Genomic DNA, 22,127 nt, shown 5'->3' on the forward strand with positions numbered 1-22,127 from the left:
CGTACGTCCTGGTCTTCCCCCGCTACACCGTCCACTGGGTCGTGATGGGGCTCATCCTCATCTACCTGTCTTCGGCGGCGTTGCTGGAGTCCCTCTCCATCTACCTGCTGCCCCACGCCGTGTTGAGGGCCCTGCTGCGCAGTCAGTTCGGGTTCTTCCTCCTGCTGCTGGGCATTCCCTCCGGGCTCTACATGCTGGGGTGGAGGGGCATCGACTTCTTCCTGTGGGCCTTGTCGCCGCGCTTGCTGGTGGTGGACGCGCAGGGGCTCCGCTCGGGCAAGACGGCCTTCTCGTGGCGCGACTTGCAGTCGGTGGTTCGCAGGCATGACCAGGACCGGATGGACCTCCGGCACCGCCACGGGAAGTACCGGCTGCGGATGCATCTGTGGAGCGACGCGGACCACCTCGAGGAGCACGTCACCGAGCGCGTCATCTCGACCTTGCTCCCGCGCGTCCACAAGCAGGTGGTCGCCGGCGAGGAGGTTGCGTTCGGCCCGCTGACGCTCAGCGAGGACGGGGTGGCGCTCAAGCGAAAGCTGTTCCAGTGGGACGACATCGACAGCATCCGTCTCCAGGACTCGGATGACAGCGGCCTCGCGTCCCGCACCTTGTTCCTCACCGCCAACGGCCGGCTTCACAAAGTGGACGAGGAGAAGATCGTCAACGCTCCCGTCCTCCTGGCCTATCTCTCGGCACGCCTCGAGAGCTGACTTCTCTTCACCCAACACAGACATCACATCATGGAAATCTATCGCTCTCAGAAGTCGAAGGCGAAGGCCGAGAAGCCTCACGAGTTCTACTACTCGAAGAACAAGCTCATCGCGGGGACCGTCCTCTGGTCCGTGGTGAGCATGGGCGCCATCGCGCTCTCCGTCGTCGCCATCTCCAAGTCGAACGCGGGCTGGCTGGCGGCGGCCATCGCCGCGACGATGGTCTGGATGCTCATCGGCTGCATCCGGGGCCTCACCAACCTGAACACGCCCGTGCTGGTGATTGGCGCGGACGGCATCCTCTTCCCCGATGGGGTGCTCATTGCCTGGGAGGACATCGAGGAGAACACGTACCTGAGCCAGTCCTACATGGGCATCCCCACGGGCCGGTTCATCAGCGTCACGACGCGGCTGAAGAAGCCGAAGCGCAAGGCGCTGCGGGTCTTCGCGCTCGACATGACGAGCGACGAGTACCTGGAGATCTGTGACCGCTACATCCAGCGTCACTACGGAGACGAGGAGTAGTCCCTCGCCAGGTGCCCCGGCGGATGAAGCGGGCCTGGCCTCGCCTCATCCGCCCGGTGGCGGGCGTGCCGCTACTTGGAGCCGCCCTTGGAGACCTTCGCGTAGGTCCCCTTGAGCGCGACACCCACGACGAACGAGCCGGCGTGGCACTCGATTTCGGCCGCGTTCTGCAGCTCGTTCTTCTTGTAATAGCTGACGATGTTCACCACGGCGTTGGCGCCGCGCTTCTTGGCGCTTTCCTGGAGCGAAATCAGCGCCGACAGGGTGGCCCACTTGCAGCCCTCCTCGTCCGACTTGCCCACGCCGTTGGTCTTCTTGTTGGTGGTCTCCGAGCCCAGCTCCTCCTGGACCGCGGGCGTCTTCGCGCCCGCCAGGTAGAACTTCACCGAGCCGTCCAGCTTGTCCTTGGCCTGCGGCATCTCCAGGACGGACTTGAGCGGAATCATGTAGACGGTGTCCCGCGCCAGGGCCGGGCTGGACACGGTGAGCGCGAGCAGCGACAGCAACAGGGGCTTCTTCATTGAGTGCTCCGTCAGTGCCACCGGCGGAAGATCAACGACGTGTTGATGCCGCCGAAGGCGAAGTTGTTGGACATGACGACGTCGGTCTCGATTCTTCGTCCATCGCCTGTCACGTAGTCCAGCGGGGCGCAGCGAGGGTCCACCGAGGCCGCGTCCAGGTGCAGCGTGGGCGCGAACCAGCCGCTCCGCATCATCTCGATGGTCATCCACGCCTCCAGCGCACCGCACGCGCCCAGGGTGTGGCCCATGTAGCTCTTGAGTGACGAGATGGTCATCCGCTCGCCGAACACCTGGTGCGTGGCGGTGCTCTCCGCGACGTCGCCCGTGTCGGTGGCCGTGCCGTGCGCATTCACATACGCGACGGTGCCCGGCTCCAGCGCCGCGTCCTCCAGCGCCAGCCGCATGGCCTGCGCCATGGTCTCCGAGTGGGGCTGGGTGATGTGCCGTCCGTCGCTGTTGGTGCCGTAGCCCACCAGCTCCGCGTAGATGCGAGCGCCTCGGGCCCGGGCGTGCTCCAGCTCCTCCAGCACGAGCGTGCACGCGCCTTCACCCAGCACCAGGCCGTCGCGCTCCGCGTGGAAGGGGCGGGGCGTGAGCTCCGGGGTGGCGTTGTTCTTCGTGCTGGTGGCGAACAGGGTGTCGAACACCGCGGCGCCCGTGGCGTCCAGCTCCTCGGCGCCTCCGGCGAGCATCGCCACCTGGCGGCCCATCTTGATGGCCTCGTACGCGTAGCCGATGCCCTGGCTGCCGGAGGTGCACGCGCTCGACGTGGTGATGATGCGGCCGGTGAGGCCGAAGAAGACGCCGATGTTCACCGCGGCCGTATGGGACATGGACCGCACGTAGGACGTGGCGGTGATGCCCTCGGTCGACTTCGCCATCAGCATCCGGCCGAAGTCGGCGATGGCGGGCGGAGAGCCCGTGGACGAGCCATAGGACACGCCCATCTTCCCGCTCGACAGGAGCGGGTCTCCCAGCAGCCCCGCGTCGACGAGCGCGAGCTCACTGGCGCGCGTCGCCAGCAGCGCCACCCGGCCCATGCCGCGCATCGTCTTGCGCGAGTACGTCTGCGGCGGCAATTCGAAGGGCGCGGCGGGCGCACCCACCTGGGTGTTGAGCCCGTCGTACTGCTTCCAGTCCTCGATGACCTGCACGGCATTGCGCAGCGACTTCAGCCGAGCCTCCACCTGAGGCCAGTCATGGCCCAGGGGACTCAGGGCACCCACACCCGTGACGACGACCCGCTTCATCCGAACAGTCCCCCGTTCACCGAAATGACCTGCCGCGTGACGTAGCCCGCGTCCTCGCTCATCAGGAAGCTCACCGCGGCGGCGACCTCCTCGGGCTTGCCCATGCGCCGGGCCGGAATCATCTTCAGCGCCTCCTCGACGACGTGGGGCTCCACCATCTCCGTGTCGATGAGCCCCGGCGCCACGCAGTTCACCGTGATGCCTCGGCTGGCCAGCTCCACCGCCAGCGCCTTCGTCGCGCCGATGATGCCCGCCTTCGCCGCGCTGTAGTTCACCTGTCCCCGGTTCCCGATGAGGCCGGACACGGACGCCAGCGTGACGATGCGCCCGGGCTTGCGCCGGCGGACCAGCGGCATGCAGAGGGGGTTGAGCACGTTGTAGAACGCGTCCAGGTTGGTGTGGATGACCGCGTCCCAGTCCTCGGCGGGCATGGCGGGGAAGGCGTTGTCCCGGGCGATGCCCGCGTTGCACACCACGCCGTAGTAGCAGCCGTGCGCCTCCAGGTCCGCGGCCAGGACTCGCTCCGTCTCCGCGCGGTCGGCCACGTCGAAGCGCAGGACGCGCGAGGCTCGGCCCTGCTCACGGACCTGCGCGGCCACGGCTTCCGCCTCCTCCACCTTCGAGCGGCAGTGCACCACCACGTCGAAGCCATCCTTCGCCAGCCGCAGGGCGATGGCGCGGCCGATGCCTCGGCTCGAGCCCGTCACCAGTACCGTCTTCTCACTCATCCTTGCCCACCTTCGTCACGTCGAACGAGGCCGGAGGCTGGAACACCGTCAGCGCCGCCGTGGCCACCGTCTCTCCTTCAATCCCCAGGGTGCAGTCGAACTGGCTCATCCCGTTGTCCGTCCAGAACTGCCGGCGGACCTCGATGCGCAGGTGCTCGCCGACCTTGAACGTGGGGCGGTGGCACTCGTACTTGCGCGTGCCCAGCAGGAAGCCCAGGGGTTGGGGCTCGCCGCGCAGCCGCTGTCTCCAGCCCGCGTAGGCCGCGATGGCCTGCGCCATGAACTCGATGCCCACCCAGCCGCCCACGACGCCGGACTCCTGGAACAGACAGTCCTCGCGAATCGTCACCTCGGCGACGAGGCTCTCCTCGTCCCCCTCCACCGCGCGGTCAATCAGCCGCATGCGGTCGGCGTGGGGGACGATCTCGGAGATGTCGAAGGTGATGGGCGTGCGCATCAGGCCCTTCCCAGCAGCAGCGCGGCATTGCTGCCGCCAAAGGCGAACGAGTTGCTCAGGACATAGCGCGGGGGCTGGCCCAGCGCCGTCCCGGGCTTCACCAGCGACAGGGCGGGGAGCAATGGGTCCGGCTCGCCATCCCACCAGTGGGGCGGCAGGCGTCCTCGGGCTTCATCCGTGAGGGTGAGCCAGCACAGCGCGGCCTCCAGCGCTCCCGCCGCGCCCAGCGTGTGGCCGGTGAGCGGCTTCGTGGAGCTGCACGGCACACCGTCACCCAGCAGCGCCCGCACCGCGCGGCTCTCCATCGCGTCGTTCTGGGGTGTCGCGGTGCCGTGCAGGTTGACGTAGCCCACGTCGCTCGGGGTGATTCCCGCGCGCTCCAGGGCCGTCCGCATGGCGATGAGGGCGCCTCGGCCTCCCGGCTCGGGGGCGGAGAGGTGGTGGGCGTCCGAGGACTCGCCCCAGCCCGCGAGGCACACCGGCCCCGGCTCACGGGTCATCAGGAACAGGGCCGCGGCCTCGCCGATGTTGATGCCCTGGCGGTGGACGCTCATCGGGTTGCAGCGCGCGTCGCTCACCGAGTCGAGCGACGAGAAGCCCGCCACGGTGAAGCGACACAGCGCGTCCGCGCCTCCCGTGATGACCGCGTCGGCCACCCCCATGCGCAGCAGCCGCGCGGCGGTGGCCAGGGACTTGGCGCTGGAGGAGCACGCGGTGGAGATGACGAGCGAGGGGCCCCGCGTGCCCAGCACGTGGGTCAGCGCCAGGGCCGGGGAGCCCAACTCCTGCTGCCGCACATCGAAGTGCCCGGGGAGCTGGCCCGAGGCCTCGCGCGCGAGGATGGCGGCTTCACTCTCGCCGATGCCCGAGGTGCTGGTGCCCAGCACCACGGCCACCCGCTCCGGGCCATGGCGCCGCAGGGCTTCATCCACCGCGGGGCGAATCTGCTCCAGCGCGGTGAGCAGCAGCGCGTTGTTGCGGCTGCGCAGCGGCACGGGCAGCGCGTCCGTGGAGACGAGCGGCGCGGTGACCTGCCCGACGTGGAGCGGGCGGTCCGCGAAGTCGGGGCTCGAGGCCACGCCGGTCGGCTGGTCACCGAAGAGGGCCTGGGTGACTTCGCGACGGCCGACGCCCAGGGCGCACACCAGACCCAGGTCGTTCAAGAAGACGGGCGGAGACATGGGCTCATTCCTCCGAGAGGCGTGACTCGATGGTCAGCCGGTAGTGCTCCGCCAGGTTGACCAGCTCCGCGCGGCCCACCCAAGGGGGTTGGCCAGCATAACGCACGGACAGCCATTCCTTGTCCCCCTGGCGCAGGACGCGCTGTCCCGGGGCGTCCTCCAGCGTCCAGCCCTCGGGCAGCGCCGCACGCACCGTGGCGGCCGGCCAGTACACGAGCTGGAGGTCCCGAATCACGGTCCGGGATTGGAACTGCGCGGGCACCCGGGCGTCGCGCTCCTCTTCCAGACGGGCACCATCCCACTGGAGGGTGATGACCCGCTGGCTCAGCGCGAACCCGGCCAGCCGCACCGCGGAGGCATCTATCTCCACCAGGGCTTCCAGCGAGCGCGGGCCGCCCGGGTCCATTTCATGCGCGAAGCTCAGCTGTTGCGACAGGCTCACGCTGCCGCCGAAGTCCGACGGCGACAACGCGAGCGACGGCAACGCCACCTCCGGCGCCACGGGTCGTGGAGCCGGGGTGGCGCAGGAAGCAAGGCCGAGCAGGGCCAGGCTGACAATCAGGGCGCGCACAGCTTCTCGAGCACTCCGAGCCGACGCTTGCTGTCGGCCACGAAGGGGTTCTCCTTGTCCCACGCGTAGCCCGCGAGGATGGAGGAGATCATCTTGCGAATCTCGGGCGAGGAGTTGGGGTGGAAGATGACGTCCTGGAAGCCGCCCTCGTACCAGGACTCGACGAAGGTGCGGAACGTGTCCACGCCGGACTTGAGCGGCACCGCGTAGTCGCGCTCCCAGTCCACCGTCTCGCCCGCGAACGAACGGGCGATGCACCGGGCCGCGAGGCTCGCGGACTTCACGGCGATGGTGACGCCCGAGGAGAACACCGGGTCCAGGAACTCACCCGCGTTGCCCAGCAGCGCGAAGCCGTTGCCCCACAGGGACTTCACGTTCGCCGCGTAGCCGGTGATGGCGCGCGCGGGCGTGTCCCAGACGGCGTCCTTGAGCAGCTTCGTCAGCTCCGGGTCCTCCGCGACGATGGCCTTCAGCCGCTCGGTCTCCGTGCCCTGGAACTGCTCCAGGTACTCGCGCTTGGCCACCACGCCCAACGAGCAGCGGCCGTTGGAGAAGGGGATGGTCCAGTACCAGACGTGCACGTGCTTGGGGTGCGTGGTGATGCGAATCTTGTTCCGGTCGAAGGTGCCCGGGGCCACGCGGTCCTCGACGTGGGTGAAGAGCGCGCCGCGCACGGGGAAGTTCGACGGCGTCTCCAGCGAGAGGAGCCGGGGCAGCACGCGGCCGAAGCCGCTGGCGTCGAGCAGGAAGCGGGCCTGGACGCGGTACTGCTCACCCTCGGGCGAGCGCACGGTGAGCTCGGGCGTGGCGCCGGAGACGTCGACGGACTCGACGGTGTGGCGGAAGCGCAGCGTCGCGCCCTTGCGCTCCGCGGCGAGCGCCAGCACGTGGTCGAAGTGGGCGCGCTGCACCTGGTACGTGGTGCCCCAGCCCTGCGTGAACTTCTCGCGGAAGTCGAACTCCGTGTACTTCGTGCCGCGCACGAAGGACGCGCCGTTCTTGTACTGGAAGCCCGCCTCGACGACGTCCTGCAGCATGCCCGCTTCCTCGATGTACTCCATGCTCTGCGGGAGCAGGCTCTCGCCGATGGAGAAGCGAGGGAACTGCTCACGCTCCAGGATCAACACCTGACGGCCCTGTTTGCGCAAAAGCCCCGCGGCCACCGAGCCCGACGGACCCGCACCAATGATGACGACTTCGGTCTTCTCTACCTTCACGACACGTCCTTGCCCGCGGGCAGTCTGCAGCAGGGGGTCAGCAGCCAGATGGCCACCTCGCCCAGCAGCATGGTCAGTCCAAAGGAGCGCAAGGCCGGAGTGGCCGAGAGCCCCAGGAGTCCAAAAGAGAGGAGGGTACTCACGCCGGCGAGCGCCACCGCGAGCCATGCGGAGCCCTCTCCAGGGTGCTCCAGCATGAAGATTCCGTAGTCCACGCCCATGCCCAAGAGGAGCATCAGGCCCAGGACGCTGAAGAGCTGGAGCGGCTCACCCACCCAGCCGAAGACCGCGAGCGTGAAGAGCGTGCCCACCACCGTGGGCAGCCACGCGCGCCACGCCTGACGCCGGAAGCGCGTCACCAGCAGGAGCAGCACCGCGACATAGCCCAGGACGATGAGCCCCCCCATGAGCTCGCGGTAGCGCTCCAGGAGCCCTGAAATCTCCTGCGTCTTGTCCACCCAGCGCACACCCTCGAGTCCTCGCGCGGCCTCGGCCAGGTGCGGGAGCAGCGACGGGGCATCGAGCCCGCGCAGCATGACGATGCTGAAGTGCTGGTCGCCCATCGCGCCCAGCCACTGCTGCCGGATGGCCGCCGACGCGGGGCTGGCGAGGAGCTGCTCGGGCGTGAGCACGCCGTCCGCGAAGCGCGCGCGGGTGGGGGCCTCGCCCGTGGCCTCGGCCACCGCCGCCACGGCCTGGGCCTCCGCTCTCGCGCTCAAGCGGGCATCGGCGCGCTGCTGCTCGGCGCTGGGCAGCCAGTCCGACACGGCGCGGTAGCCCGGGAGCATCCGGTCCGCCACGAACACGTCCAGCCGCTCCTTGAGCTTCGCCTCGCGCTCCAGCACCTGCTCCGCGTCCTGTCCTCTCACGAGGAAGAACTGCGCGGGGCTGGGCAGTCCCAGGAGGCGTCCCAGCTCCCGCTGGTCGGCGATGAGGTGGGCCGGAGCACCCTGGAGCTGGCGCACGTCGTCGCGCGTCTTCAGGCGCCACAGGCCGCCCAGGATGAACAGCGCGAGCACCGCCGTCCCCGTCCACCAGGCGCGCGTGGAGGTGAAGCGGGGCCAGCGCGCCAGCGACGTCGCGAAGCGCTGGGCGAAGGGCGTCACCGGCAGCGCGCCGGTGTCGAGGTGGGGGAACCAGCACGCCACCGTGAGGAACGCACCGACGAGGCCCGTGGCGGAGAACAGCGCCATCTGCCGCAGCCCGGGGAAGGGCGCGATGCCCAGCGCCAGATAGGCCACGACGCTGGTGAGCAGCGCCATCACCATGCCCGGCAGCAGGCCCCGCATGAGCGCGCCGCGCTCGGAGGGCGGCTTGCCCTGGCGCGCGGCGAAGTAGTGGAAGCCGTAGTCCTCCGCCACGCCGACCAGGCTGGAGCCGAAGACGAGCGTGAGCAGGTGGACGCGGTCGAAGACCAGGGCGGTGACGCTGATGGCCACCGCGCAGCCAATCACCAGCGAGACACCCACCAGGAGGATGGGGCGCACCGAACGGAAGGTCAGCCACACGAGCAGCAGCACGGCCGCCATCGACCCGATGCCGATGGTGGACATCTCATTGCTGGCCTGGGACGCGGCGGCCTCCGCGTACAGCGGCACGCCCGCGACCACCATCCGACTGCCCGGCACCGCCGCCGTCACGGCCGCGCGCGCGCGCTCCACCACGCCGGTGATGCGTCCGTCCGCGCCGAGCGCGAAGGCGGAGACCTGGCTGTGGAAGGCCAGGAGCACCCACTCCCGCCCCTCACCGGACAGCCACAGCCGTCCATCGCGAGGACGCGCCGTGCTCTCCGCCGCGCGGGCCGCCCACCAGTCGGGCCACAGGCCCAGCGGGTCCGCCTCCCAGTCCGTCAGCCGAGGACCCGCGGGCTGATAGAGCTTCATGAGCGCGGTGCCCCCCAGCTCCTCGGCCGTCGCGCGTGTCAGCCATGCGCGCTGCGCGGGCGTGAGCAGCCTGTCGCGATAGGGGCGATACAGCTCCAGCGCCACGTCCAACGAGGACGCATCCAGCGCGGAGGGCTTCAGGAGCGACGGGTCTCGCGACAGCTCCTCGCGAGCGACGTCCGCGGCGCGCTGGGCGGCTTCCCAGTCCTTCGCGCCCACGAGCAGCACCAGCTCCCGGCTGGCCCCGTCCGCGAGCTTGCGCGTGGCGGCGCCGACCTCGGGCGCCTGCTCATCCTCGGGCAGGAGCGCGAGGACGTCGGTGTCCAGGCGGGCGGAGAACCAGAACCACACCTGGTGCGCGCCCACGGCGAGCACCACCAGCAACCAGAGGATGGCCCACTTACTTCGCAAGGCGCTGGGCTTCCGTTTCAGAGGGAGAAGGAGCCTGGGCGAGCTTGTCGAACAGGATGACGCTCACGTCGCCGCGCGCCTCCTCCAGTCGGACCTGCCGCACGTACTTGTCGCCCTCCAGGTGGATGACGCGGAACACGCGCACCAGGCCCGCGTCCGTCGGCGTGAGGGTCAGCTTCCAGCCCTCCGCGCCCTCCAGCGCGCCCTGGACGCGGAAGCGCTTGGACAGCGCCGCGACGTCTCCGGACAACAGGGCGAACATCACCTCGTTCACCGCGGCGAGCCCCGGCTCCTTGCTGGCGTCCAGGTGGTAGGCCGCGGCCCCGGAAGCCTGCTGCGCGCTCAGCGACTTGCGCGTGAGCGTGAGCGTGGACGCGAAGGGCGTCTTCGTGTCCCAGAGGACCCCTTGCTCGCGGGCCAGGAGGAACACGCCGCGCGAGACGAGGGGCTTCTTGAAGCCCGACACCGTCTTCTTCTGCTCGAAGTCGCCGCGCAAGAGCGGTACATCCGCCAGCCGGGCGCGGACCTGCGTCACCACGTCCTGGGCACTGGCCGTCATCCCCGCCAGCAACGTCACGAGCAAGAGCACGCGCTTCATTCGGGCTTCACCCCCAGCCGTTGCCAGAGCACCGGCGGACAGACGTACTGCAGCTCCTTGGTGGCCAACGACACCGCGACCTGGATGGTGTGGGCCTGGTTCACCTTGCGGCCCGTGGCGGCGTCTCGAACCAGGTAGTCGATTCGCAGCCGGTTCTCCCACTCGGTGATCTCGGCGCGAATCTTCAGCGTCTTCCCGTAGAGCGCGGGCTGCACGTACTTCAGCCGCATGTCCACCACGGGCCACGCGAAGCCGGACTCCAGCATCTGCGGGTAGTCGTAGTTGAACTTCGCCAGCAGCGCGCAGCGCGCCAGCTCCAGGTACTTCACGTAGTGCCCATGCCAGACGACCTCCATCAGGTCGATGTCATGGAAGGGCGGCGTCAGCTCGATTTCATGGTGGAGCTCAGGCTTCATAGAGCCTCCATTCCCGGGCACGGATGGCGCCCAGCAACACTTGCAGCTCCTTGTCCAAGGCCCGGTCCTCCACCACCAGCGGGATGCGCTGCTCCAGGTCGGCTTGCATCGAAGCCAGAGACGGCGACAGCCCCGTTTCTTGTGCGATGCGGCGGCGCAGGGTGACTCCCTGTCGCGCGGCGATGAGCATCGCGGCCACCACCTGCTCGGTGAGCTCCAGCACGCGCAGGCAGTCCCGCGCGGCGATGGTGCCCATGCTCACCTTGTCCTGGTTGTGGCACTCGGTGGAGCGGGAGAAGACCGACGCGGGCATCGTCTGCTTGAGGGCCTCCGCCGTCCACGCGGAGACGCTGATTTGAACCGCCTTGAGGCCGTGGTTGATGGCCGCGCGCGGGCCCGTGGACCCGGAGAGGTTGGACGGCAGGCCGTGGTTGTAGCGGGTGTCCACCAGCAGGGCCAACTGCCGGTCCAGCAGGTCCGCCACGTTGGCCACCGCGTTCTTCAGGCCGTCCATCGCGAAGGCGATGTGGCCGCCGTAGAAGTGCCCGCCGTGCAGCACCCGCTCGCTGTCCGGGTCGATGAGCGGGTTGTCGTTCGCGCTGTTGAGCTCGTTCTCGATTTGCGCGCGGAAGAAGGGCAGGGCGTCCTCGAGCACACCCATGACGTGCGGCGCGCAGCGCAGGGAGTAGCGGTCCTGCAGGCGCTGCTCGTTGCGGCTGGGGCGCTCGCTGGCCAGGTCCTGGCGCAGCCGCGCGGCGACGCGCTGCTGGCCGACATGCGGCTTGAGGGCGAAGAGCGCCTCGTCGAAGTGGTGCGCGTTGCCCGCGCTCGCCACGACGTTGAAGGCGGTGAGGCGCGTGGCCAGCCGGCTCACGTACTCCGCGCGCTCCCAGGCCAGGCACGCCAGCGCCGTCATCACCGACGTGCCGTTCATGATGGCCAGGCCTTCCTTCGGCCGCAGCTTCAGGGGCTTCAGCCCGTGCTGGGCCAGCACCTCCGCCGCGGGCCGCTTCTCGCCGCGGTGCCAGACCTCGCGCTCGCCGCAGAGCACCGCCGCCACGTAGGACAGGGGCGTCAGGTCTCCGCTGGCGCCCACCGAGCCCTCGGCCGGGATGAGCGGGAGGATGTCCAGGCGCATGAGCTGCTCGAGCTGCGTGAGCAACCCCAGCCCCACGCCCGACACCCCTTGCGTCAGCGAGGCCAGCCGCGTGGCCAGCACCGCGCGCGTCTCCTCCGGCGTGAGGAACCGGCCCGCGCCGATGCCGTGGTACGCGTAGAGGTGGTGCGGCAGCTCGGCCACCAGGTCCGGCGGGATGGAGACGGTGCAGGAGTCGCCGTACCCCGTCGTCACGCCGTAGATGTTCCCGTCCTCGGCCAGCAGCCGGTCCAGGAACTCCGCGCCGCGCGTGATTCGCTGGCGGAAGTCGGAGGTGGTGCCCAGCTCGGCCTCGCGCTCTCGGCGCGACAGCGAGGACACGTCTTCAATGGCGAGCCGGCTCCCATCGAACCGGACCGCACGCTCACTCTTGATTCCTGGCGGAGACATTCGCCTGATCCCAGAAGGGGAAGAAGTTGAACCAATCGAACGGCGAGCGCTTCACCAGCGCCGTCACCCGCTCGGCATAGTGTTGGACATGGCCCGTGAGCGCGGCCACGCGCTGCCCTCGGGGCAGCACGACGCGCTCGGACAGGCACTCGAAGTGGATGGTGTAGCCGCTGCCCTCGTGGATGCAGCCCAGGAGATACAGCGGGCACTTGAACAACGACGCGAGCACGTAGGGGCCCACGGGGAACGCGGCCGGGTACCCCAGGAAGTCCGTCGTCACCGTCTGGCTGGCATTGACCGGGATGCGGTCGCCGGCAATCACCACGAACTCACCGGCGGCCACGTACTTCTCCAGGGCCACCGCCGTCCCGGGCCCCAGGTCGGTGACCTCCACGAGCTGGAACTCGCTGTGGGGATTGAGCCGCTTGAGCAGGCGGTTGAACTGCTCCGCGTGGCGGGTGTGCACCAGGATGTGGAGCTTCACCTCGCCGCGCTTCTCGGCCATGGCGCGGCACAGCTCCAGGCAGCCCAGGTGCGCGGTGACGATGACGCCCCCCTTGCCCAGCTTCGCCACGTCGTAGAACTGCTCGCGCCCCTCGGTGTGGACCTGCTCGAAGCGGTACTTGCCGCTGACGGCCAGCAGCTTGTCGAGCATCGTCTCCGCGAAGCTGAACATGTGGCGCAGGCTGTCGCGCCGCCGGGGCGTGCGTCCCAGCGCGCCGGTGGCCTCCTGCACCCGTGAGAGGTATTGCAGCGACGCCTGGCGCACGAGCGGACGGGCCAGCCAATGCACCAGCACCACCGGATACACGCAGAGGCGGAACGGCCAGCGCCCCAGGAACCGGTGGACCCAGTACAAGAGCCAGATGCCGAGCACGAAGGTGCTCTCGCCCATCTGTGCCCAGTGCGGTGACTTCATGCGGTGACCTTCCGCCACAGGAGCATGGGCAGCCGCGCGAGCATCCCGAAGAAGAGCCGGGCATGCATGCCGGAGATGCGCACGTTGTCCCAGAGCACGTCGAAGTGGGAGATGCCGTCGGTGGGGTAGCGCACGCGCGTGGGCTGGTTGTGCACGCGCATCCCCCGCCAGTACAGCCGCACCAGGACCTCCACGTCGAAGTCCATCCGCTTGCCGATGCTCACCGAGTTGATGAGCGCGAGCGTGGGCTCCAGCGGATACACGCGGAAGCCACACATGGAATCGCGGATGGCCAAGGACAGCGTGTTGATCCACACCCAGATGTGCGTGGCGTAGCGGCCGTACAGCCGGCCCTTGGGCACGGACTCGTCATACACGGGCGTGCCGCAGATGAGCGTGCCGGGGGACGCGGACGCCAGCTCGACGAAGCGAGGGATGTCCCCGGTGTCGTGCTGCCCGTCGGCGTCAATCTGCAACGCGTGGCTGAAGCCGGACGCGTGGGCCGCGCGAAGGCCCGCCATCATCGCTCCGCCCTTGCCCTCGTTCTGGGGCAGGCGCACCAACTGGACGCCGGAGCGGTCCTCCTGGGCCAGCGTGTCCAGCACCCGGGCACAGCCCGGCTCGCTGCCATCGTCCACGAGCACACAGGGCAGCCCGTGCGCACGCACCGCCTGCACCACCGCGCCCACGGCCTCGCCGTGGTTGTAGACGGGAATCACCGCGCAGACCTTCATCCCTGGACCTCGCCGAACAGCACCCGGCCGCTGCCGTGGGTGCCGGTCGCGGAGGTGTACTTGAAGTGGAGGCTGCCCTTGGCCGGTGTCCAGGTGAGCTCCACCGTGAGGAGCGTCTCGGGGACGATGAGCTGCTGGAACTTCACCACCTCCATCCGCAGGAACCGGGGCGGCAGCGCGAAGAGCTCCTGGCCCCACTGGATGGCCCACTCGATTTGCGCCACGCCGGGCAGGAGGGGCTTCTCGGGGAAGTGGCCCTGGAACTGCGGCAGGCTCGCGGGGGTCTCCACGCTCAGCACGGCCCGCTCCGCGGTGTGCTCCAGCACGCGCAGGGGCGGCCGGCGGGAGTCGAAGAGCGCGGTGAGGGCCGCCTCGGTGGATTTGCCCTGGCTGTTGACTGGCATTGCCTCCAGATACCGGAATCGGCGGGGAAGGACACTGGGCTCGAACTCCCGCGCCAGCTGTTCGCGCAGGGCCTGGTTCAGGGCCCGCTTCCCCCCCTCGGCGAGGTGCTTCGCCCCGGAGTCGGTGGGGCAGGCCACCACCGCCAGCGTCGTCCGCAGGCCCTCGCGCAGCGGCACCACGCGCGCCTCGCGCAACAGCCCGCCCGCCACCAGCGACCGCTCCATGGCGCTCAGGGAGACGCGCTTCTCCTCCAGCTTCAGGAGCCGGTCCTTGCGCCCCAGGAGCTCGAAGCCCTGGGGCAGGAGCCGGGCCCGGTCCTCCGTCTGGAACCAGCCGTCATCGGGCAGGTGAGGGGAGCGGACCGCGAGCGCCTCGTCGTTCAGCTGGACCTCGAGGCCGGGCATGACCGTCCACCCCAGCGCATCGTCCTGCGCGCGCTGACGCCAGGCGATGCCGCCCGTCTCGGAGCTCCCGTAGACCTCCATGGGGGCCTGTCCCAGCAGCGTGCGGCAGGCGTGAAGGGCCTCCGTGGGCAAGGGGCCTCCCGAGGAGAACACCGCGTGCAGGTGGGGCCGGCCGCGGGACCAGTCCAGCGACTCCGGCAGCCGCTTGAGGTGCGCGGGGCTGGCGATGAGCGCGGCCGGGCCCGTCTCCAGCACCGCGAGGAGCTCCTCCGGGTAGGGCAGGGCGCGTGCGAGGAACGGGTGGCCCGACGTCAACGGCCAGAGCACCCGGAACAGGAGCCCGTAGATGTGCTGGTGCGAGACGGTGGCCAGGATGCGGGACTCGTCGCCGAGCCGGGCGTCGAACAGGTTCGCGAGCGTGTCGACCTCGCGGGTGAGCTGGCCCAGGTGCTTGAAGATGGCGACGGGCTCTCCGCTGGAGCCCGACGTGTAGACCACCAGGTTCTTCACCTGGGAGACCAACGCGGCCCAGCCGAGAGGACCCTCTCGAAACGCGAGGGGCTCGAGTGTCGCGGGCACATCTCCCGCGAAGCCATCCACCTCGCCGCGCAGCCGCTCCAGCGTCGCGGGCTGGATGTCCGACGGCAGGTAGACACACTTGCACGCGTGCCAGGCGCCCAGCATCGCGGCGGCGAACTCGAAGGTGTCCTCGAAGTAGAGCGCCCACCTGCGGCCGTCTCTCGCCGCGAAGGCCGCGCGCCAGCCCGCGACCCGGACCTCGAAGTCCTCGAAGCCCAGCGCAGCGCCGTCTCGCAGCGCCACCGGGAAGCGGGCGGGGCGGCCTTGCGAGAGGAGCTGTTCGATGGCGATGCGCTCAGCCATGGGCGGGGCCCGCCCTCACGCGCCGACGCACCAGCCACTCTCCGGCGAAGAGCGCGCCCATCAGCCCGTAGGCGATGAGCCCGTTGTACAGCGCCCACGTCGCGTCGCTGCCCCACACCGCCGTGGCCAGCGCGATGCCACCGTTGAGCACGAAGAACCCGCACCACACCTGCGTCACCTTGCGCGTGTAGGCCACGCCGGACGGAGGGAGCTCCGGCTCGCGCAGCCGGGCCAGGCGCTCGATGACGCTGGGCGGGGACACGAGGCTGGTGGCGAAGACGGAGAGCAACATCACGTTCACGAGGACCGGATAGAGCTTCAGCGGGAGGGCATGGTTGCCGAAGAGGCTGAGGCCCGCGAGCACCAGCGCGCCCGCGGCGGTGACCAGCCAGACGCGCTCGCGGGTGGCCACGGCGCGGATGACGGCCATGCCCACCAGGGGCAGCGCCATCCAGCGAGGCTCGAACCGGCCCAGCCCGCTGTACACGAGCAGCGGGTATGCCAGGCTCAGCACGGCGAGCAGCGCTGGACGCAGGTGCTTCACGCCGCCACGGACTCTTCGAGCAGGCCGTGCAGGGCGTCGACGACGTCCTGGATGGTGCGCACGGACTTGAAGACCTCCGGCGGGACGCGCTTGCCCGTGACGGGCTTGAGCTTCACGAGCAGGTCCACCGCGTCGATGCTGTCGATGTCCAGGTCATCGCGGAGCCGCGCCTCGGGCGTGATGCGGGCCGGGTCGATGTCGAACGTGTCCTGCAGGAGCGTGCGCAGGTTTTCGTAGAGCTCGGTCTTGGTCATGTGAATCTCCCCCTCGAATGGGTGGTGCGGGTGCTCTCAGGCCTTGCGGTGGGTGCTCACGAAGGTCGCGAGGGCACGCACGCTGGCGAAGTGACGGCGGTTCTCCGTGGAATCGCTCGCCAGGGCAACCCCATAGGTCTTCTGGAGCGCGAGGCCAAGCTCCAAGGCATCGATGGAATCGAGCCCCAGCCCCTCGACGAACAGCGGGGCTATCGGGTCGATGTCCGACGGCTGGAGGTCCTCGAGGTTCAGCGTCTCGATGACCAGCTTCGTGATTTCCTGCTCAAGCGCCTGCATGGCGTTGTGTCTCCGTGGAGAAGTAGGTGTGCAATCGTTCGGTGAGGGAGCGGGCGGCCAGGGCTTCGCCCTGCGCCTCTTCGACCATAGGCGCGACGGCGATGTCGTCGCGGACCACGATGGTGAAGTTCATCCTGGAGGGGGGCACCCGCCACCAGGGCAGGCCCTTGGTGAGGCTCAAGGGCTTGCACTCGATGGTGACGGGGGTGATGTCGCACGGGCCGCGCACCGCGATGTTGGCCGCGCCTCGCTGCAGCTTCATGGGTCCCGACACGGGCGTGCGCGTGCCCTCCGGGAAGATGATGAGGTTGTTGCCCGCCTTCACGGAGGCGATGCAGGCCTTGACCAGCTCCGGCCCGGAGTCGTTGCACAGGTAGCCGGTGGCCTCGACGGGGCCTCGGGTGAAGGGGTTGTTGGCCAGGCTCGCCTTGACGACGCAGTCCGCGTTGGGGACGAGCGAGATGAGGAACACCACGTCGATGAGCGTCGGGTGGTTGGCCAGGATGAGCAGCCCGGAGCGCGACAGCTTCTCCACGCCCTCCACGCGGTAGCGCAAGACCCCGCTCATGCGCATCAGCTCGATGAAGAAGCGGAACGAGTAGTGGACGGCCAGTCGCGCCAGCCGCGTGCGGCGTGGCTTGTGGCGCACGAACAGCGACAGCAGCGGGAAGTACAGCACGCGCAGCGCCAGGCCCCCCAGGCCGAAGGTGGCGAAGCAGAAGCCCGTCGCCAGCACCCGCCAGACGTAGTCGAGCCGCTCAAGCATCTTTCTGCCACCGCCAGACCCGGGCACCGACCGGGTGCTCGAACCGCTCCGCGTCGGAGGCGAGGAAGCGCAGCACGGCCAGCTCCTCCGGCAGCGCCCCCGTCGCGGGGGCCGTCTCGCCAGACACCGCGCCACACGCGAGCCGGTAGGTCGGACCCTGTCCCGCGGGCCTCACGCTGCAGGCCCAGGCGTGGGGGAACGCCACCTGCTCGGGGAAGTGCTCGAAGGGGGTGGGGCGCGGCTCGTCGTAGACCACGACGAGGACCTCGGGGGCCCCCTCGCTCAAGAGGCCACACGCCTCCACGAAGGCGGCCTCCACCGTCTCCGCGCCCGCGGCCACCGCGCTCTGCGCCGTCAGGTCGCCCCGGGCGATGGAGTAAAGCGCGCCAATGGCGTTGTGCACCGACAGGCTGAAGGACGTGGGCGACAGCGGCGTGCCCTGGGCCAGTTGCTCCAGCAACTCCACCGAGCGGCGCATGTCACCGTACCGCGACGCGAACACCATGGGGCATGCGGGCGCCTCCCCATGGCACGTGTACGTGGCCTGCAGCGCGATGCGCCCCAACCGGTCCACTCGGCGGCGCATCATCGCCGGCATCTCGGTCAGGGGCGGCGTGCCCTCGGCCGGAAGAGGAAATGGCTGGGAGAGCCAGGCCCTCCAGGCATCCTGCCCGACGAGCCCAGGAGCCCACGCGGCCCAGTGGTGGACGGAAAAAACCATGTTGGTGGGGAGCTGGAGGTGCTTCGTGCGACGGTCCTCTACCAAAGCATCTTATACGCGACAATTGCCTCAATGGGGGCATTGCCACGGTGGACGGACGCTCCCCCCCTTGCATTCACCAGAACCCTTGAAGCCCGCAGGTGGCGCAAGCCGCGCTCCATTTCGTCCCTGCGCGGGGGCGTACGTGGAGTCCCTGAAGTCCCAGGTGGATTGAACACCGGGTGGTGGTCGTGGGTGGGATGGCACGGCGGCGCATGCTCCTCGGGCCCAGGCCCCCGAGGGCGGGCCAATGACAGACGGCCGGGATTCCTCCTCTGGAGGGGAGGGGTCGGGTCCGATGGGGTAACCCCCTCGAGCCTCGCGTCCACGTTGCCAGCGTGCGCCCGCACGCCCAGCTTGGCTGCTCCCCACAGCCGGTCCGGCTGAACGCCCTCCCGGGCAGGAGCTCAAGCCATGTTTCATCTCCTCGCAGGCATCCTGGCCGCGGCGGGTGTCGCCGGGTCCCAACCTGTTACGGATTATGACGAACAGGAGGCCCCGGACGCGGAGCTGGCCCGGGCCTGCAAGACGTTGCGCGCCCCCGGTGGCAAGACGGCCCGCGTTTGCAGGACCTGGTACGCCATCGGGGGTGGTTATTACCGAGGCACGTGGGACACCAGCAGCCACTCCGCGGGCTCGTACCTCCAGGGCAACGCGGACGGGCGCACCTACAACCTGGCCTGGGACGGCAGCTATCGCGGCGTCAAACGCTTCGTCATCCGGCTGTGCAACTCGGGCACCCGGAAGTGCACGGCCTGGTGGTAGCCGCTACCCGGCCGGAGGGCTCCAATCCCAGGCGACGACGGCCCACTCGTCCGTCGCGTCGCGGTAGGTGTGCACCGTCTTGAAGCCCACGCGCTCGTGCACGCGCAGGGAGCGGGTGTTGCGCACGGAGACCTCGGTGACGAGCAGCTCGAAGCGCTCTCGGTATACCTCGCGGTGCTTGTCATAGAGCTGGTCGACGAGGCCCTGTCCCCGGTGGGCCTTGTCGACGCAAATCTGTCCCATGACGTAGAAGCGCAGGTCCTTCATCGCGCGCCCCCGGTACTCCAGGCCGTCCAGGAGGTCGAACATGGGGACGAGCACGGGCAGCATCGCGCGGCACTCCCGAGGCATCGACAGGGCATAGGCCACCACGTCCTCGCCGTGCCGGGCGATGATGCTGGGCGCCAGCGCGTGCATGCGCTCCAGCACCGGCAGCTCATGCTCCACGGTGACGAAGCCCTGGTCGCGCATCTCCGCCGCGTCGAGCGTCTGCTTCAGGTTCCTGCGCTGCAGCTCGATGATGCGCGCGAGCTGCGCGGTGCTGCTCACCGTCGTCACGTCGTACGGGCTGGCCATGGCCGCAGGATAGAGCAGCGAGGCCGCGTCGACTATCGAGCCCCCACGGCGTGATGGCGCGCCAGCCACTGCTCCACGTCCTGGTGCTCCTGGCGTCGGGACGTGCCCGCATCCTGGTTGTGGAGCTGCGCGGCCTTCGCGAGCGCGATGGCCCGAGGAAGCCCGCCCGGCTCCTTCTCGAGCGCGCGAGCGAGCAGGAAGCGCGCATCGGCCAGCTCCCCCGGGTTCGCGTCCGGGCCCGGCTGCTCCAGGACCCCGACGGCCCGCTCCAGCACCGGGACGGCCTTCCGGGGCTGCGCGAGGTCCAGCTGGTGCTGGCCCAGCCGCGTCAGCTCGATTCCCACCTTGGGGTGCCGCGGGCCCAGCTTCTTCTCGTAGATGGCCATGGCCCGCTCTTGATGGGGCAGGGCTTCCGGGAGTCGGCCCAGGGCCGCGAGCGTCAGGCCCATGCGGGAGTGCGCCTGGGCCAGGTCCTGCGAGTCGGGCAGCACCTTCTCCCGGATGCGGACCGCCTGGGTGTAGTGCTGGAGGGCCTCCTCATGGCGCGCCTGCTCCCGCAGGAAGCCACCCAGGTTGTAGTGGCCGCTGGACACCGGCTCGCTGTCCTCGCCATAGACATCCCGGTTGATGGCGAGCGCCTCGCGCCCGTGCTTCATCGCCGCCGCGTAGTCACCGAGCTGGACGCTGAAGACCGCGATGTTCGACAGCACCGTCGCGAGGTAGGGGTGCTTGGGGCCGTAGGTCTTCCGGTAGATGGCCTCCGCTTCGTGCAGGAAGCGCAGCGCCTCCTCGAAGCGGGCGAACTCGTAGAGCACGTGGCCCATGGTGAGCAGCGCCGTGCCGAGCTCCGGCTCGCTGTTCGTGTAGATGCTCCGGGCGAGCTCCACCGCGCGCTGGCTCGCGGCCAGCGCCTCCTGCTTCCTGCCTCGCTTGCGGTACAGGCTGGCGAGGTTGCGGAAGTACCGCGCCTCGATGCGGGCATCGCCTCCCACCCGCTTCAGGGCCGCCTCGGCGTGGCCGGGCACCACGCCGTCCGGGTCCACCTCCGGCCCCACCAGGCCCACCAGCCGAATCATGTCCGCCCAGGACTTGGCGACCTGCCGGTCATGGCGGCTGGCGTGGGCCAGCTGGATGGCCTGGTGCAGCGTCTTGATGGCGTCGCGGTAGGCCAGGTTGTTTCCCTGCGACTCCGCGACGAGGTCCAGCACCTCCGCTTCCAGCGGGCCGTAGCCGATGGAGTGGGCCTGGCTCGCGGCGTCGTTCGCGAGCTGGAGCGCGGGCGCGACCTGTCCCGCGTTGAGCTTCGCGCGGACCTGCGCGCGCTTCACTCGCACGGCCTCCATGCGCTTCTGGCTCGGCTCGTCCGATGGGGGCGGCTCGGGGGCGGCCAGCGCGGCCAGGTTCTCGCAGACGGACAGGTTCTCCAGCGAGTGCACCAGCCGGGGCGAGTTCTGGATGACCTGCGTGTCCGCGCTGGCCAGCATGTCCACGACGGCGCCCAGGTCCTTGAGCCGCTGGTCCAGGCAGATGACACGCCGCTCGAGGAGCCGCTCCGTCTGCTGGCCCTTCACGCGGGTGGCGACACAGGCCTCGTGGCTGGCGGACACCCAGGCCCGCGAATAGCCATCCAACGTCCGCTCCACTTCGGTCCAGGCGCCGGGCGCGTAGGGCAGGGCGCTGCGCGTGAAGGAGGCCTTCGCCGCGCCCTTGCGCGCGTCGTCCCAGACGCCGGAGAGGGCCTGCTCGCTGCCCGCGCACGGGTCTCCGGAGGTGGAGCGATGGAGGACGGCGCCTCCGGCCAGGAAGAGCAGGCTCGCGCCGGCCGCGAGCGCCACCCGGCGCCACTGCTCTCCCGGCGCATGGCTGAGCCGGCGCAGCAGCACCTCCATCGACTCGTGTCGGGCCTGGGGCGAGGCCGCGAGGCCTTGAAGCAGCACCTGATGAATCCACGCCGGGACATCCGTGCCGGGCGGAGGCCTGGCGCCCACGGAGGCGTGCGCCGCGCCCGCGGTGTCCTTCGCCGTCGGGCTGTCGAGGGCGGGCCGCTTGCCATAGAGCGCCTCGTACAGCGCCACGCAGAAGCTGTACTGGTCGCTGCTCGCGTCGGAGGGCTCGCCGCGCTTCTGCTCCGGGGACATGTACGCCGGTGTCCCGAGCATGATGTCGGAGCGCGTGAGCCACTCGGAGCGGTGGGAGGTGGACCCGGTGCCCGGAGGCGTGGGGGTTTCGTCGAGCCCCTCGACGATGCGCGCGAGGCCGAAGTCGGTGATGCGCACGCGCCCGTCCTTTCCGACGAGCACGTTGTCCGGCTTGAAGTCGCGGTGGACCAGTCCCTGGGCATGCGCGGCGGCGAGCCCTCGGCCCGCCTGGATGAACAGGGCCAGCGTCTCCCGCCACGGCGCACGCACCTTGTTGCGCCGGATGTGCGCGCGCAACGTGGCCCCGTCCACCAGCTCCATGGCCAGGAAGACGTTCTCCCCGAAGTGCCCCACGTCGTGGATGGTGATGACATTGGGGTGGATGACGCGGGCGGTGGCCTGGGCTTCGCGCAGCAGCCGGGCCTGGGCCCGCTCCAGGTGCACGGGGTTCGTCGAGTCGATGCGAATCAGCTTCAGGGCGACGCGGCGGTCCAGCTCCGGGTCATATGCGGCATGCACCACGCCCATGCCCCCGGAGCCGATACGCTCGAGGACCACATAACGGCCCAGCAGGGCGCCGCGCTCAATCCAGGGCGGCTGTGGGAGCGGGGCGTTAGGAGGGGAGAGGGATGGCGTGGGGGGCGCGTTCTCATCCCGAGCCGCCTCCGC

At 69.7% G+C, this 22,127-nt stretch carries 24 protein-coding genes; 3 read left to right on the forward strand and 21 right to left on the reverse strand.

Features of this window, described 5'->3' with window-relative positions; all coding sequences use genetic code 11:
- Positions 1–44 precede the first annotated feature (44 nt).
- Together MYSTI_RS16275 and MYSTI_RS16280 are read left to right on the forward strand one after the other, a co-directional pair.
- A complete protein-coding gene (locus tag MYSTI_RS16275; protein ID WP_015348867.1) occupies positions 45–710 on the forward strand; it encodes a DUF6585 family protein in 666 nt (221 codons plus the stop codon).
- A gap of 30 nt (positions 711–740) precedes the next feature.
- On the forward strand, positions 741–1,235 hold the full coding sequence (locus tag MYSTI_RS16280; RefSeq protein ID WP_015348868.1) for a hypothetical protein: 495 nt from the start codon (positions 741–743) through the stop codon (positions 1,233–1,235).
- A gap of 71 nt (positions 1,236–1,306) precedes the next feature.
- Here the strand turns inward: MYSTI_RS16280 and MYSTI_RS16285 are convergent, their stop codons facing one another.
- Genes MYSTI_RS16285 through MYSTI_RS16375 form a run of 19 tightly spaced genes read right to left on the reverse strand, consistent with a single transcriptional unit; the run spans position 1,307 to position 17,940 of the window.
- The gene (locus MYSTI_RS16285) at positions 1,307–1,756 is read right to left on the reverse strand and encodes a hypothetical protein (protein ID WP_015348869.1); all 450 of its coding nucleotides are present in this window, start codon (positions 1,754–1,756) and stop codon (positions 1,307–1,309) included.
- A gap of 11 nt (positions 1,757–1,767) precedes the next feature.
- A complete protein-coding gene (locus MYSTI_RS16290; RefSeq protein WP_015348870.1) occupies positions 1,768–3,006 on the reverse strand; it encodes a beta-ketoacyl-ACP synthase in 1,239 nt (412 codons plus the stop codon).
- Entirely contained in the window at positions 3,003–3,734 is a 732-nt protein-coding gene (fabG, locus tag MYSTI_RS16295) for a 3-oxoacyl-ACP reductase FabG (protein ID WP_015348871.1), read from the reverse strand. Before fabG ends, MYSTI_RS16290 begins: the two co-directional genes overlap by 4 nt.
- On the reverse strand, positions 3,727–4,191 hold the full coding sequence (locus MYSTI_RS16300) for a hotdog family protein (RefSeq protein ID WP_015348872.1): 465 nt from the start codon (positions 4,189–4,191) through the stop codon (positions 3,727–3,729). The genes fabG and MYSTI_RS16300 overlap by 8 nt, the downstream gene beginning before the upstream one ends.
- Positions 4,191–5,372, reverse strand: coding sequence for a beta-ketoacyl-ACP synthase (locus tag MYSTI_RS16305; protein WP_015348873.1), 1,182 nt, complete (start codon positions 5,370–5,372; stop codon positions 4,191–4,193). Before MYSTI_RS16305 ends, MYSTI_RS16300 begins: the two co-directional genes overlap by 1 nt.
- Before the next feature lie 4 nt (positions 5,373–5,376).
- The gene (locus MYSTI_RS16310) at positions 5,377–5,943 is read right to left on the reverse strand and encodes an ApeN family LolB-like membrane protein (RefSeq protein WP_015348874.1); all 567 of its coding nucleotides are present in this window, start codon (positions 5,941–5,943) and stop codon (positions 5,377–5,379) included.
- Positions 5,931–7,160, reverse strand: coding sequence for an NAD(P)/FAD-dependent oxidoreductase (locus tag MYSTI_RS16315; protein ID WP_015348875.1), 1,230 nt, complete (start codon positions 7,158–7,160; stop codon positions 5,931–5,933). The genes MYSTI_RS16310 and MYSTI_RS16315 overlap by 13 nt, the downstream gene beginning before the upstream one ends.
- Positions 7,157–9,454: an ApeM family transporter gene (locus MYSTI_RS16320; RefSeq protein ID WP_015348876.1), complete on the reverse strand. Its 2,298-nt coding sequence runs from the start codon at positions 9,452–9,454 to the stop codon at positions 7,157–7,159. Before MYSTI_RS16320 ends, MYSTI_RS16315 begins: the two co-directional genes overlap by 4 nt.
- Positions 9,444–10,052 carry an ApeL family LolA-like protein gene (locus MYSTI_RS16325; protein ID WP_015348877.1) on the reverse strand — a complete coding sequence of 203 codons (609 nt, stop codon included), beginning with the start codon at positions 10,050–10,052 and terminating at the stop codon, positions 9,444–9,446. The genes MYSTI_RS16320 and MYSTI_RS16325 overlap by 11 nt, the downstream gene beginning before the upstream one ends.
- Positions 10,049–10,468: an acyl-CoA thioesterase gene (locus MYSTI_RS16330; RefSeq protein ID WP_015348878.1), complete on the reverse strand. Its 420-nt coding sequence runs from the start codon at positions 10,466–10,468 to the stop codon at positions 10,049–10,051. The genes MYSTI_RS16325 and MYSTI_RS16330 overlap by 4 nt, the downstream gene beginning before the upstream one ends.
- A complete protein-coding gene (locus MYSTI_RS16335; protein ID WP_015348879.1) occupies positions 10,458–12,014 on the reverse strand; it encodes an HAL/PAL/TAL family ammonia-lyase in 1,557 nt (518 codons plus the stop codon). Before MYSTI_RS16335 ends, MYSTI_RS16330 begins: the two co-directional genes overlap by 11 nt.
- A complete protein-coding gene (locus MYSTI_RS16340) occupies positions 11,989–12,933 on the reverse strand; it encodes a lysophospholipid acyltransferase family protein (RefSeq protein ID WP_015348880.1) in 945 nt (314 codons plus the stop codon). Before MYSTI_RS16340 ends, MYSTI_RS16335 begins: the two co-directional genes overlap by 26 nt.
- Positions 12,930–13,667: a glycosyltransferase family 2 protein gene (locus MYSTI_RS16345; protein ID WP_015348881.1), complete on the reverse strand. Its 738-nt coding sequence runs from the start codon at positions 13,665–13,667 to the stop codon at positions 12,930–12,932. Before MYSTI_RS16345 ends, MYSTI_RS16340 begins: the two co-directional genes overlap by 4 nt.
- Entirely contained in the window at positions 13,664–15,358 is a 1,695-nt protein-coding gene (locus MYSTI_RS16350) for an ApeI family dehydratase (protein ID WP_015348882.1), read from the reverse strand. The genes MYSTI_RS16345 and MYSTI_RS16350 overlap by 4 nt, the downstream gene beginning before the upstream one ends.
- The gene (locus MYSTI_RS16355; protein WP_015348883.1) at positions 15,351–15,902 is read right to left on the reverse strand and encodes a COG4648 family protein; all 552 of its coding nucleotides are present in this window, start codon (positions 15,900–15,902) and stop codon (positions 15,351–15,353) included. The genes MYSTI_RS16350 and MYSTI_RS16355 overlap by 8 nt, the downstream gene beginning before the upstream one ends.
- Positions 15,899–16,156, reverse strand: a complete 258-nt coding sequence (locus tag MYSTI_RS16360; RefSeq protein WP_015348884.1) for an acyl carrier protein — start codon at positions 16,154–16,156, stop codon at positions 15,899–15,901. The genes MYSTI_RS16355 and MYSTI_RS16360 overlap by 4 nt, the downstream gene beginning before the upstream one ends.
- A 36-nt stretch (positions 16,157–16,192) precedes the next feature.
- On the reverse strand, positions 16,193–16,453 hold the full coding sequence (locus tag MYSTI_RS16365) for an ApeE family acyl carrier protein (protein ID WP_015348885.1): 261 nt from the start codon (positions 16,451–16,453) through the stop codon (positions 16,193–16,195).
- Positions 16,440–17,219, reverse strand: a complete 780-nt coding sequence (locus MYSTI_RS16370) for a lysophospholipid acyltransferase family protein (protein WP_015348886.1) — start codon at positions 17,217–17,219, stop codon at positions 16,440–16,442. The genes MYSTI_RS16365 and MYSTI_RS16370 overlap by 14 nt, the downstream gene beginning before the upstream one ends.
- Positions 17,212–17,940, reverse strand: coding sequence for a beta-ketoacyl synthase chain length factor (locus MYSTI_RS16375; protein WP_015348887.1), 729 nt, complete (start codon positions 17,938–17,940; stop codon positions 17,212–17,214). Before MYSTI_RS16375 ends, MYSTI_RS16370 begins: the two co-directional genes overlap by 8 nt.
- Before the next feature lie 453 nt (positions 17,941–18,393).
- On the opposite strand from MYSTI_RS16375, the gene MYSTI_RS16380 reads away from it, so the two are divergent.
- Entirely contained in the window at positions 18,394–18,744 is a 351-nt protein-coding gene (locus MYSTI_RS16380; protein ID WP_015348888.1) for a hypothetical protein, read from the forward strand.
- A gap of 3 nt (positions 18,745–18,747) precedes the next feature.
- On the opposite strand, the gene MYSTI_RS16385 is transcribed toward MYSTI_RS16380, so the two are convergent.
- Together MYSTI_RS16385 and MYSTI_RS16390 are read right to left on the reverse strand one after the other, a co-directional pair.
- The gene (locus MYSTI_RS16385) at positions 18,748–19,320 is read right to left on the reverse strand and encodes a GNAT family N-acetyltransferase (RefSeq protein ID WP_015348889.1); all 573 of its coding nucleotides are present in this window, start codon (positions 19,318–19,320) and stop codon (positions 18,748–18,750) included.
- Between the two features lie 32 nt (positions 19,321–19,352).
- Complete coding sequence (locus MYSTI_RS16390) at positions 19,353–22,016, reverse strand: serine/threonine-protein kinase (protein WP_044280570.1); 2,664 nt, start codon at positions 22,014–22,016, stop codon at positions 19,353–19,355.
- Between the last annotated feature and the right edge of the window lie 111 nt (positions 22,017–22,127).

It is taken from the genome of Myxococcus stipitatus DSM 14675 (genome assembly GCF_000331735.1).
GTDB lineage: Bacteria > Myxococcota > Myxococcia > Myxococcales > Myxococcaceae > Myxococcus > Myxococcus stipitatus.

Bases quoted from the DNA above. Each gene is read 5' to 3' on its own strand.
- MYSTI_RS16325 (WP_015348877.1), bottom strand. From the start codon at position 10,052: ATGAAGCGCGTGCTCTTGCTCGTGACGTTGCTGGCGGGGATGACGGCC.
- MYSTI_RS16350 (WP_015348882.1), bottom strand. From the start codon at position 15,358: ATGGCTGAGCGCATCGCCATCGAACAGCTCCTCTCGCAAGGCCGCCCC.
- MYSTI_RS16365 (WP_015348885.1), bottom strand. From the start codon at position 16,453: ATGCAGGCGCTTGAGCAGGAAATCACGAAGCTGGTCATCGAGACGCTG.
- MYSTI_RS16290 (WP_015348870.1), bottom strand. From the start codon at position 3,006: ATGAAGCGGGTCGTCGTCACGGGTGTGGGTGCCCTGAGTCCCCTGGGC.
- MYSTI_RS16375 (WP_015348887.1), bottom strand. From the start codon at position 17,940: ATGGTTTTTTCCGTCCACCACTGGGCCGCGTGGGCTCCTGGGCTCGTC.
- MYSTI_RS16300 (WP_015348872.1), bottom strand. From the start codon at position 4,191: ATGCGCACGCCCATCACCTTCGACATCTCCGAGATCGTCCCCCACGCC.
- MYSTI_RS16360 (WP_015348884.1), bottom strand. From the start codon at position 16,156: ATGACCAAGACCGAGCTCTACGAAAACCTGCGCACGCTCCTGCAGGAC.
- MYSTI_RS16275 (WP_015348867.1), top strand. From the start codon at position 45: ATGGGGCTCATCCTCATCTACCTGTCTTCGGCGGCGTTGCTGGAGTCC.
- MYSTI_RS16380 (WP_015348888.1), top strand. From the start codon at position 18,394: ATGTTTCATCTCCTCGCAGGCATCCTGGCCGCGGCGGGTGTCGCCGGG.
- MYSTI_RS16285 (WP_015348869.1), bottom strand. From the start codon at position 1,756: ATGAAGAAGCCCCTGTTGCTGTCGCTGCTCGCGCTCACCGTGTCCAGC.
- MYSTI_RS16385 (WP_015348889.1), bottom strand. From the start codon at position 19,320: ATGGCCAGCCCGTACGACGTGACGACGGTGAGCAGCACCGCGCAGCTC.
- MYSTI_RS16340 (WP_015348880.1), bottom strand. From the start codon at position 12,933: ATGAAGTCACCGCACTGGGCACAGATGGGCGAGAGCACCTTCGTGCTC.
- MYSTI_RS16330 (WP_015348878.1), bottom strand. From the start codon at position 10,468: ATGAAGCCTGAGCTCCACCATGAAATCGAGCTGACGCCGCCCTTCCAT.
- MYSTI_RS16345 (WP_015348881.1), bottom strand. From the start codon at position 13,667: ATGAAGGTCTGCGCGGTGATTCCCGTCTACAACCACGGCGAGGCCGTG.
- MYSTI_RS16370 (WP_015348886.1), bottom strand. From the start codon at position 17,219: ATGCTTGAGCGGCTCGACTACGTCTGGCGGGTGCTGGCGACGGGCTTC.
- MYSTI_RS16305 (WP_015348873.1), bottom strand. From the start codon at position 5,372: ATGTCTCCGCCCGTCTTCTTGAACGACCTGGGTCTGGTGTGCGCCCTG.
- MYSTI_RS16280 (WP_015348868.1), top strand. From the start codon at position 741: ATGGAAATCTATCGCTCTCAGAAGTCGAAGGCGAAGGCCGAGAAGCCT.
- MYSTI_RS16335 (WP_015348879.1), bottom strand. From the start codon at position 12,014: ATGTCTCCGCCAGGAATCAAGAGTGAGCGTGCGGTCCGGTTCGATGGG.
- fabG (WP_015348871.1), bottom strand. From the start codon at position 3,734: ATGAGTGAGAAGACGGTACTGGTGACGGGCTCGAGCCGAGGCATCGGC.